The organism is Amycolatopsis sp. NPDC102389, assembly GCF_044765885.1.
In the GTDB taxonomy this organism is placed as follows: Bacteria; Actinomycetota; Actinomycetes; order Mycobacteriales; family Pseudonocardiaceae; genus Amycolatopsis.
The window spans coordinates 1-9,459 of record NZ_JBIWKX010000117.1; the positions used below are offsets into that span (position 1 = coordinate 1).

7 protein-coding genes and 2 pseudogenes are annotated in these 9,459 nt (G+C 69.3%); 5 read left to right on the forward strand and 4 right to left on the reverse strand.

Annotated features, from left to right (window positions below):
• Window positions 1–124: 124 nt before the first annotated feature.
• Window positions 125–976 (reverse strand): annotated as a pseudogene (locus tag ACIRGA_RS40460) (hypothetical protein); the annotation flags it as partial.
• 138 nt (window positions 977–1,114) lie between these two features.
• Here ACIRGA_RS40460 and ACIRGA_RS40465 point away from each other — a divergent pair.
• The 4 genes and pseudogenes from ACIRGA_RS40465 to ACIRGA_RS40480 form a co-directional block, all read left to right on the forward strand.
• Window positions 1,115–2,248: a metallophosphoesterase gene (locus ACIRGA_RS40465; protein WP_400952732.1), complete on the forward strand. Its 1,134-nt coding sequence runs from the start codon at window positions 1,115–1,117 to the stop codon at window positions 2,246–2,248.
• A 124-nt stretch (window positions 2,249–2,372) separates the two neighbouring features.
• On the forward strand, window positions 2,373–3,032 hold the full coding sequence (locus ACIRGA_RS40470) for a DUF998 domain-containing protein (RefSeq protein WP_400952735.1): 660 nt from the start codon (window positions 2,373–2,375) through the stop codon (window positions 3,030–3,032).
• A 23-nt stretch (window positions 3,033–3,055) separates the two neighbouring features.
• Window positions 3,056–3,853: an alpha/beta fold hydrolase gene (locus tag ACIRGA_RS40475; RefSeq protein WP_400952738.1), complete on the forward strand. Its 798-nt coding sequence runs from the start codon at window positions 3,056–3,058 to the stop codon at window positions 3,851–3,853.
• 13 nt (window positions 3,854–3,866) lie between these two features.
• Window positions 3,867–4,385: pseudogene (locus ACIRGA_RS40480) on the forward strand (O-acetyl-ADP-ribose deacetylase); the annotation flags it as partial.
• An 84-nt stretch (window positions 4,386–4,469) separates the two neighbouring features.
• On the opposite strand, the gene ACIRGA_RS40485 reads toward ACIRGA_RS40480, so the two are convergent.
• From ACIRGA_RS40485 to ACIRGA_RS40495, 3 genes are read right to left on the reverse strand one after another with little or no spacing between them, the layout of a single operon-like run.
• Window positions 4,470–5,453, reverse strand: a complete 984-nt coding sequence (locus tag ACIRGA_RS40485) for a hypothetical protein (RefSeq protein WP_400952742.1) — start codon at window positions 5,451–5,453, stop codon at window positions 4,470–4,472.
• Window positions 5,450–6,694 carry an MFS transporter gene (locus ACIRGA_RS40490; RefSeq protein ID WP_400952745.1) on the reverse strand — a complete coding sequence of 415 codons (1,245 nt, stop codon included), beginning with the start codon at window positions 6,692–6,694 and terminating at the stop codon, window positions 5,450–5,452. Before ACIRGA_RS40490 ends, ACIRGA_RS40485 begins: the two co-directional genes overlap by 4 nt.
• A 60-nt stretch (window positions 6,695–6,754) precedes the next feature.
• Entirely contained in the window at window positions 6,755–8,341 is a 1,587-nt protein-coding gene (locus ACIRGA_RS40495) for a discoidin domain-containing protein (protein WP_400952748.1), read from the reverse strand.
• A 147-nt stretch (window positions 8,342–8,488) separates the two neighbouring features.
• On the opposite strand from ACIRGA_RS40495, the gene ACIRGA_RS40500 reads away from it, so the two are divergent.
• Window positions 8,489–9,133 carry an HAD family hydrolase gene (locus ACIRGA_RS40500; RefSeq protein ID WP_400952751.1) on the forward strand — a complete coding sequence of 215 codons (645 nt, stop codon included), beginning with the start codon at window positions 8,489–8,491 and terminating at the stop codon, window positions 9,131–9,133.
• Window positions 9,134–9,459: the final 326 nt, after the last annotated feature.

Consider the following 9,459-nt stretch of genomic DNA (forward strand, 5'->3'; position numbering starts at 1 on the left):
GGGTTGGGCGGGCCCCCGGGCCCCCCCCCGCCGCGGCCCGCCCGCCGCCCGCGGGGGGGGCGGGCGGGGGGGTGTTGTTTTTTTTTTTTGTTTTCAACCCCCCCCCCCCCCCCCCCCCCCACCACCGGGACCGACGCCGAACCGCTTCACGAGCAGCCACCGCACCGATAAGCCCCAGCACCCCCAACGCCAGCCCCGACGTCGCCATCTCGACAGGCGAAGCCGCCAGCGGCGAAACCCCGGTCACCGACTCCAGCCCCACCACCGCGGTCAGCACCGAGTAGGCACCGATCGCCGACCACACCAGCCGCACGCGCCGCCGTTCCGTCCAGTCCGCGAACCGCAGCAGCCAGGCGAGTCCCGGCACGATGAGGATCGCGTGCATCGCCACCGCGTGCAGCGGCTTCAGCGCGCCGGCGGTGGTGTACGCGAGCTGCGGGTTCCCGCCCCGCGCCTCGACGACGCCGCTCGCGATCATCGCCGCGCCCGCGCCCAGCGCCACCAGCAGCGCGACGAACCCGAACCGCACCGCGAGCCGCATGCTCGCGGTCGTCTCCCCTTCGCCGCGCATCGCCGCGGCCGTGAACGAGACCGCCGTCAGGATGATGACGCCGCCGCCCGCCGCGAGCGTCGTCGACACGGCGTTGTCGAAGGCGGTCTCGAAGTTGAAATGCGACGGCACCCCGCGCCAGGCCTGCATGCTCACCAGCGTGGTCTCGACGACGCTCGCCCCCGTGAAGACGCCGAGCAGCGCGTTCCGCACCCGCGGCCGCACCGCGACGTACGACGTCGCCCAGGCGACGGTGGCCAGCGTCAGCCCGAACGACAGGCCGAACGTGACCGCCTTCCGCATCGACAGCGGCCCGTTCCACGAACCGCCGGACGCGATCAGCACGACCGCGTGCACGAGACCGCTGAGGAACAGGAGCGCCCCGGTCGCGTAGGCGACGCGTTCGATCGTCCGTATCTCCTTCATGCCGAAGAGTGTCTTCCGCGGCACAACGAAAAGCGTCGGCCGTGAAGCGGCATCTCGCGTACGCCCGTCTACGTACCTGAGACGCCCCTCAGCGAAGACGGCGGTAGAGACCGATGGTCTGTTAGTCTGGCCGTCATCATGCCCCGCATCCTTGTCCGCGTCGCCGCGCTGATCGCCGTTCTCGCCCTCCTGTTCGGCTTGCCGTGGTGGACGATCGTCGGCGCCCCCGAGCTCCCGGCCGCGCTCGAAGTCCTCGGCACGATCGTGTTCGCCGTCGCGGCACTCGCCGTGCCCGCGTGCATGATCCTCGGCCACGGCCCGTGGCAGCGCGACGTCGCGGCGAAGATCGGCGACCTCTCCCTCGGGCTGATCTGGCTGCTGTTCTCGTTGTCCGTACTCGGAAACGTGCTGAGGCTCGTCCTCGCCGTGTCCGGAGTGGACAGTGCGGCGGGAATCGTGTCCGGCGTCGTCCTGGTGGCCTTCGCGGCGCTGGCGGTGTACGGGATGGCCGAGGCCCGGCGCGTGCCGAGGCTCAAGGAACTCGACGTCGTGATCCCCCGCCTCGGCGCCGGGCTCGACGGTCTCCGCTTCGCGATCATCACCGACACCCATTTCGGCCCGCTGAATCGGACGAAGTGGTCGGAGAAGGTCGTCGAAGTGGTGAACGAACTCGACGCCGACGTCGTGGCCCACGCGGGCGACCTCGCCGACGGTTCCGTCACCAAGCGGCAGGAGCAGGTCGCGCCGCTCGCGAAGGTGCGGGCGAAGCTCGGCAAGTTCTACATCACCGGCAACCACGAGTACTTCGGCGAGGCGCAGGCCTGGCTCGACCACATGCGCGACCTCGGCTGGGACACGCTGCACAACCGGCACGCCCAGGTCCACCGGGGCGGGGACACGCTCGTCTTCGCCGGGATCGACGACCCGACCGGCGCCGCGTCCGGCCTGCCCGGCCACGGCCCCGATCTCCCCGCCGCGCTCGACGGCGTCGCCGCGAGCACCCCGGTCGTCCTGCTCGCCCACCAGCCGAAGCAGGTCAAGCAGGCCGCCGAGGCGGGCATCGACCTCCAGATCTCCGGGCACACCCACGGCGGCCAGATCTGGCCGTTCCATCTCCTGGTCCGGCTCGACCAGCCCGTCCTGGCCGGGCTTTCGCGCCACGGCGAGCGCACGCAGCTCTACACGAGCCGCGGCACCGGCTTCTGGGGACCGCCGCTGCGTGTCTTCGCGCCGAGCGAGATCACCCTCCTGACCTTGCGAAACGGCAAGTAGTCACCTCCCGCGACACCCTCCGGCGTCGCACCGGGTGCCACCGACAATTTTTTTTGTCTTGACAATCGAGACTTTCGGAGCGAGAGTTGTCCCCGACGCACCCCGCCCCGAAAGGCTGAAACCGATGACCCTCACCGCCACCCGGACCCACGTCGCGCTGCCGGCCCGCGCCCTGCTCGCCTGCGGCGCCGTCTCGGGCCCGCTGTACTTCCTGACCTCGCTCACCCAGGCCGCCGTCCGCGACGGCTTCGACCTGACGAAGCACCCCGCGAGCATGCTGAGCAACGGCGACGCCGGCTGGATCCAGGTGACGAACTTCCTGGTCACCGGCATCCTGATGATCGCGGGAGCGATCGGCCTGAGCCGGACGCTCGAACCGGGCAGAGGCAGCACATGGGGACCACGGCTGCTGGGCGTCTTCGGCGTCAGCCTGCTCTTCGCCGCGGTCTTCAAGGCCGACCCGGGCAACGGTTTCCCTATCGACACCAGCCCGGCCGGATCCGGTCCGGCCACCGTCAGCACCGCGGGCATCCTGCACATGGCCGCCGGCTCGGTCGGCTTCCTCTCGCTGATCGTCGCGACCTTCGTGTTCGCGAGCCGCTTTTCCCGTGAAGGCCACCGCGGCTGGGCCGTCTACTCCCGCGCCACCGGCGTCGCGTTCTTCGCCTCCTTCGCCGGGATCAGCTCCGGCAACGCGAACGCCATCGTGATGCTCGCCTTCTGGGCCACGGTGATGCTGGCCTGGGGCTGGGTCACCGCCGTCCTCGTCCGCACAAGCCGCTAGACAACCCTAGGAGAATTCCCGCCATGAGCACCGTGACCTCGCAAGACGGCACCACCATCGCCTACACCCGCACCGGCTCCGGCCCCGCCGTCATCCTGGTCGACGGCGCGATGTGCCACCGCGAGTTCGGCCCGGCCACGCCGCTGGCCGCCGAACTGGCCGCGCACTTCACCGTCTACACCTACGACCGTCGCGGCCGCGGCGAAAGCGGCGACACCGAGCCGTTCTCCGTCGCCCGCGAAGTCGAGGACATCGCCGCGCTGATCAAGGAAGCGGGCGGGACGGCCCACGTCTACGGGATCTCCTCCGGCGCCGCGCTGGCGCTCGAAGCCGCGAAAGCCGGGCTGCCGATCACGAAACTGGCGGTCTACGAATTCCCGCTGGTCGTCGACGACACCCGCCCGCCGGTCCCGGCCGACTACGACGAACGGCTGGAGAAGGCCATCGCGGAAGGACGTCCCGGCACCGCGATCAAGACGTTCATGCGGGAAGGCGTCCGCGTCCCGGCTCCGGTCGTGTTCATGATGCAGTTCATGCCCGCCTGGCCGAAGCTGAAGAAGGTCGCGCCGACCCTGCGCTACGACGCCGCGTTGTTCGACGGCCTGCACGACGGCACCCCGCTGCCCGAAGCCCGCTGGGCGAGCGTTTCCGTGCCGACGCTGGTCATGGACGGCGGCAAGAGCCCGGCGTGGATCCGCAACGGCGTCGCCGCGCTGGCGAAGGCGGTGCCCGGCGCCGAGCACCGCACGATCGAGGGCCAGACGCATATGCTCAAGCCCAAGGCCGTGGCCCCGGTACTGATCGAGTACTTCACCGACTGACGGAGCGATCACGATGATCGAACTGGTCGAAGGCGACATCACCGAACAAGAGGTCGACGTCGTGGTCAACGCCGCGAACTCGTCGCTCCTCGGCGGCGGCGGGGTGGACGGCGCGATCCACCGCCGCGGCGGACCGGAGATCCTCGCCGAATGCCGGGCGCTGCGCGCGGGGCACTACGGCAAGGGGCTGAAGACCGGAGAGGCGGTCGCCACCACGGCGGGCCGCCTCCCGGCGCGCTGGGTGGTGCACACGGTCGGGCCGGTGTGGTCCGATTCCGAAGACCGCTCGGCCCTGCTGGCGGCGTGCCACCGCAATTCCCTGCACGTGGCCGCCGACCTCGGCGCGCACACCGTGGCGTTCCCCGCGATCTCGACCGGGATCTACCGGTGGCCCGTCGAGTCCGCCGCCGAGATCGCCCTCGAGACCGTGGTGAGCACGCTCTCGGCCGGGTCGTGCTCGGTGGAACTGGTGCGGTTCGTGCTGTTCGGGACCGAGGCCTACAACGTCTTCCGGGAGCAGGCGGACAGTCTTGGGCTGGGTGGGTCGTGGGGGGGGGGGGGGGGGGGGTTCGGCCCCCCCCCCCCCCCCCCCCCCCCCCCCGACCCGCTGGACCCACTACACACCCGCCGGCGAACTACCCTGCTCGACCACCATCCGGGCAGCCCCGCTCCCGTCCGCCGGAACCGCCCAGATCGCCGAGTCCACGCCGTACGCCACGGTCCGGTCGTCGAGCCAGGCCGCCTGGTCGTCCACGCTCCGCTTCTCGGCCAGCAGGGTCTCTTGCCCGGAGGCCAGGTCGAGGACGGCCAGCCGCCACGGCGCCGCGAGATCGGCGGAAACCCGTTTCTTGAAGGCGATCCGCTTCCCGTCCGGTGACAGCGACGGGCATTCGACGTTCTCCCGGATCATCCTCGCGACGAGCTTCTCGTAGTCCGCCTCGACCAGATACGTCTTCCCCTTGGTCCCCACGGTCGCGTAGAACTTCTTGCCGTCAGGGGCGAAGGTGATCCCCCAGTAGTTCACGTCGGACGAGTAGTACGGCTTGCCGTCGAGCAGGAGCCCCATCTCCTCGATGCTCTTCGTCAGCTTCCCCGTCGACAGGTTGAAGATCCCGGCCCTGGTCGAAAACCCGGTCTCCGCATAGGAATCCCCGTTGACGAACAGCGTCCAGTAGGCGAGCTTCCCGTCCGGCGAGACCCGGCCGCGGCTGGGAGTGCCGGGCAGTTCGATCCGGCGGATCTCCTTGAGGTCCTTGTCCAGCACGATGACGTCGGTCATCGGCGGCAGCACCCCGGGCTGCGCGGCCAGGCACAGCGCCGTCCCCGCCGAAGCGGCGAACCGGTCGCAGCTGAGGCCGGACACCTTCCGCGGTTCGCCGGGACGGTCGGCCGGGACGGTGGCGAGATGGCCGAAGTCGGGGCCTTCGGCGGTGTTGCGGAACAGCAGTTGTCCCTTGGCCTGCACCGAAACCGGCTGCCCGGTCACGACGGCGACCGCGTTGACGGCCGGTCCGCGATCCCGGGAGAGGACGCCGTAGCCGACGGCCGCCGCGATCAGGACGACGACCGCCGCCGCCACTCCCAGGATCCGCGCCCTCATGCGTAGGTCCGCAAGGGACGGAGGAAGGCGGCCGCGACGACCACCACGGCCAGCGCGCCCGCGGCGACCAGGACCGCGGCGTGCAGATCCCACGTGGTCCAGGCGAGTCCGAAAAGGACGGACGCGAGCATTCGCGTCGTCGCCTGCCCGGTCTGCACCAGCGCCAGCCCGCTCGCCCGCTGGTGTTCGGGCAGCAGCGGTCCGGCGGCGGCCATCAGCACACCGTCGGTGGCGGCGTAGAAGACACCGTGCAGCACCAGCGCCAGCACCGCGAGGATGCCGCCGTCCACCGGTCCGAGCAGCGCCAGCAGCGCGACGACCAGCGCGACGTGCCCGCCGAGGAACACCTTCCAGCGGCCGATCCGGTCCGAAAGCCTGCCGAACGGAACGGCGAGCAGCAGGTACACGCCGGCGGTTCCCAGTGGCAGCAAGGGAAAGAAGACCGCGCCGAGTTCCCAGCGGCGCTGCAGCACGAGGTAGAGGAACGAGTCGCTGAGGGTGACCAGGCCCAGCAGCGCCGCCCACACGCAGATCCGGCGGAACGACGCCTGCCGGATCAGGCCCGCGGTCTCCCGCAAGGAGACCTTCGGCCGTTCGGCTCGCGGCTTCGGCTGATGGTCCTTGACCAGCACCACCAGGATGATCACGCCGATCGCGGCGACGCAGAAGCTCGTGAAGAAAACCGAGTCGTAGCTGCCGAGGCTGAGCCACAGCACGGCCATCGCGACCAGCGGGCCGAGAAACGCGCCGAAGGTGTCCATCGCGCGATGCACGCCGAACGCGCGGCCGAGATGTTCGGGATCGCTGCTCAAGGTGATCAGCGCGTCGCGCGGTGCGGTCCGGACGCCTTTGCCCGTGCGGTCGGCGGCCAGCACGGCGCCGATCGCGACGGTGGACGAACCCGCCAGCATCAGGCCGATCTTGCCCAGCGCTGAAAGCCCGTAACCGAAGCAGGCGACCGCCTTGAGCCGCTGCCACCGGTCCGCGAGATGCCCGCCGAGGAGCCGGACGACGGCGGTGACACCGGAGTAGAGGCCGTCGAGCACACCGAACTGCAGCGGACTCAGGCCGAGACCGAGGACGAGGTAGAGCGGGAGGACCGCGGTCACCATCTCCGACGAGATGTCGGTGACGAGGCTGACCAGGCCGAGCGCGACGACGTTCCCCGTGACGGCCCGTTTCACGCCGCTCTTCGGGACCTCCGCCGCGGCGTCCGCTCCCCTACTGGTGGCGATGTACATAGGAGACCTCCAACGCCGTGAGGAGGTGCCGGGTCGCGGCCCGGCACCTCCTCACGGGGATCAGTGGCAGGTGTAGGTGGGAGAGGAGTCGATGGTCTTGCCGTCGAGCCCGATCAGCTGGGTCGAGAAGGCGTTGTCCGACATGTTCAGCTTGAGCACGCCGTAGGTCGAGACCGCCTTCGCGGTGGCCGGGTGTTCGGTCTTGACCGGGTACAGGGTCGCCCCGCCGCCACCGCCGATGATCTGCACCGGACCGGCCGCGTCCTTGTCGCCGTCGGCGTTCTGCGGGTAGAACCGCTCGTAGTGGTGGTCGTGCCCGTTGAGCACCAAGTCGACCTTGTTCTGGACCATGGTCTCCCAGAGCGTGGCCATCTTGTCGTTGTCGCCGTGGTCACCCGAGGTGTAGCGCGGGTGGTGGTAGTACGCGGCGACGCAGGGTTTGGTGTTGCTCTTCAGGTCCTGCTTGATCCAGTTCAGCTGCTCGTCGCTGATCGCGTTCGCGGCGAGACCGGGCGAGAACTCCGTGCTGTCGATGGCGACGAAGTGCCAGTTGCCCATTTCCCAGCTGTAGTAGGTCTTCCCGTTCGGTGTCGCGATCTTGCCGAAGTACTGCTTGTAGGCGCCCAGCGGGGTGTGGTCGTAGGTCTCGTGGTTGCCGGGGACCGGGTGCATGATGCTCTTGTACTTGCCCCAGGTCTTGTCGAAGTAGCTCGTGAAGTCCTCGATGTGGGCGTCGTCGTACTGGTTGTCGCCCATGGTGATCACCGCGGCCGGGTTCATCTGGCCGACCAGCGCGGCGGTCTTCGGGTGGACGCACGAGGACGACGAGGCGGTGCACTGTTCGGCGATGTCACCGGAAGCGGCGAGGACGAACGACGAACCGCCCGCCTGTGTGGTCGCCTGGACCTGGTTGCTGGCCGCCGAGGCGTTGCCGGCGGCGTCCTTCGCACGGACGGTGTAGGTGTACGCGGTCGACGCGCTCAGCCCGCTGTCGGTGTAGGAAGCGCTTTCAGTCGTGCCGACGACCTGGCCGTTCCGCAGCACCTCGTAGCCGCTGACGCCGACGTTGTCCGTCGAGCCGGTCCACGTCAGGTCCACAGTGGACGAAGTGATCGAGCCGGCCTTGAGGTTCGTCGGCGCGGTGGGCGCCTGGGTGTCGCCGGACGAGTCCGACGTCCCGTAAACCTGCATCTCCCAAAGGGAGTAGCCATAGCTGGTGGCGCGTTTGGTGCCGACGAGGCGCAGGTACCGGCCGCGGCCGGACAGCCCGGTGAGATCGTCGGTCCCGCCGTTGCCGTTGGTGACGGACTTGATCGACGTCCACGCCGAGCCGTCGTTGGAGACCTCGAGGCGATACGCGGTGGCGTACGCGGCTTCCCAGTTCAGCTTGACCCGGTTGACGGCCGACGGGCCGCCGAGGTCGACGCGGATGAACTGCGGGTCCACGCCTTCCGCGCTCGCCCAGCGGGTGCTCGTCTTGCCGTCGACGGCGAGCGCGCCACCGTAGGACGACGACTCCACCGAGGAGACGAGAACGGCTTTTCCTTGGGACAAAAGGACATCAGCGGCTTGCGCGTTGCCGCTGAGCAGCGTCGGCAACAGGATGGCGGCCGCGCCTAGTGGCAGTAGTCGGGTTCGGGCCTTCACATCGATCTCCCCGGGAATCCGTGGCGGCGGGTTGAGAGGGACGGGTGCGCGGCGTTCACTTCGTAGACACTGTTCGTTTGGTAAGTTTCCTAACGAATGCGTACGGTAATCCGTACCACTCAGTGAGTCAAGACGTAGACTCGTCCCATGACCGGCGCATTGATCTTCGACTTCGACGGGACGCTGGTCGACACCGAGGCGGCCGTCCTCGTGGCCTGGCAGGAGACGTTCCGCGCCCGCGGCGGCGAGCTCCCCCTCGACGTCTGGCACACCGTGATCGGCACGCAGAACACCGCCGTCGCGATGTTCGAACTGCTGGAGAAGGACGACGAGAACCTCGACAGGGTCGCGGTCCGCACCGGCGTCCGCGCCCGGGTCACCGAGCTGCTGGAATCCGTGGGGCCGCGCCCCGGCGTCGAGGAGTACCTCGAAGAGGCGAAGGAACATGGCCTGCGGCTGGCCATCGCGTCCAGCTCGACCGGCGACTGGGTCACCACCCACCTGAACCGGCTCGGCCTCGCGGACGCGTTCGAAGCCGTTCTCACCGGCGACCTCCACCAGGCGAAGCCGAGCCCGGACCTCTACCTGGCCGCGCTCGCCGCGCTGGGCCTGCCCGCGACCGAGGCGATCGCGTTCGAGGACTCACCGCACGGCGTCACCGCGGCGAAGGCCGCCGGGCTCGAGTGCGTCGCCGTGCCGAACGCGATCACCGCGGTGCTGAACTTCGACCACGCCGATCTCGTGCTGGGCTCGCTGGCCGACAAGCCGCTCGGCGAGCTGCTCAGCCGTTGAGCAGCGGCGACGGCCCTTTCGGCCGCCGTCGGTACAGGTGGTCGTGAGTGGTAAGTGTCGTTATTGAGGGGTAAGTCAAACGTGTCGTGATGAGACCGCGGGCGAGGAGGCCTTCGGTGCGAGGCACGGGCGCCGAAGGCGCACTGCCGCACCTTGAGCGTCCACATGGGACTGCTGTCGACGACCGAATGCCCGTTTGATGCTCACATGACCGGTTTTCCCTGGGGTCGTGAGTGGCAAGTGGGGTTATTTGAGGGGTAAGTCAAACGTGGCATGGTCGGTGCGGGTGGGTCGTGAGTGGCGTTTCGGGTTCTAACCCGAAACGC

Coding starts and splice junctions, on each gene's coding strand:
- ACIRGA_RS40475 (WP_400952738.1), top strand. CDS start 3,056: ATGAGCACCGTGACCTCGCAAGACGGCACCACCATCGCCTACACCCGC.
- ACIRGA_RS40490 (WP_400952745.1), bottom strand. CDS start 6,694: ATGTACATCGCCACCAGTAGGGGAGCGGACGCCGCGGCGGAGGTCCCG.
- ACIRGA_RS40470 (WP_400952735.1), top strand. CDS start 2,373: ATGACCCTCACCGCCACCCGGACCCACGTCGCGCTGCCGGCCCGCGCC.
- ACIRGA_RS40485 (WP_400952742.1), bottom strand. CDS start 5,453: ATGAGGGCGCGGATCCTGGGAGTGGCGGCGGCGGTCGTCGTCCTGATC.
- ACIRGA_RS40500 (WP_400952751.1), top strand. CDS start 8,489: ATGACCGGCGCATTGATCTTCGACTTCGACGGGACGCTGGTCGACACC.
- ACIRGA_RS40465 (WP_400952732.1), top strand. CDS start 1,115: ATGCCCCGCATCCTTGTCCGCGTCGCCGCGCTGATCGCCGTTCTCGCC.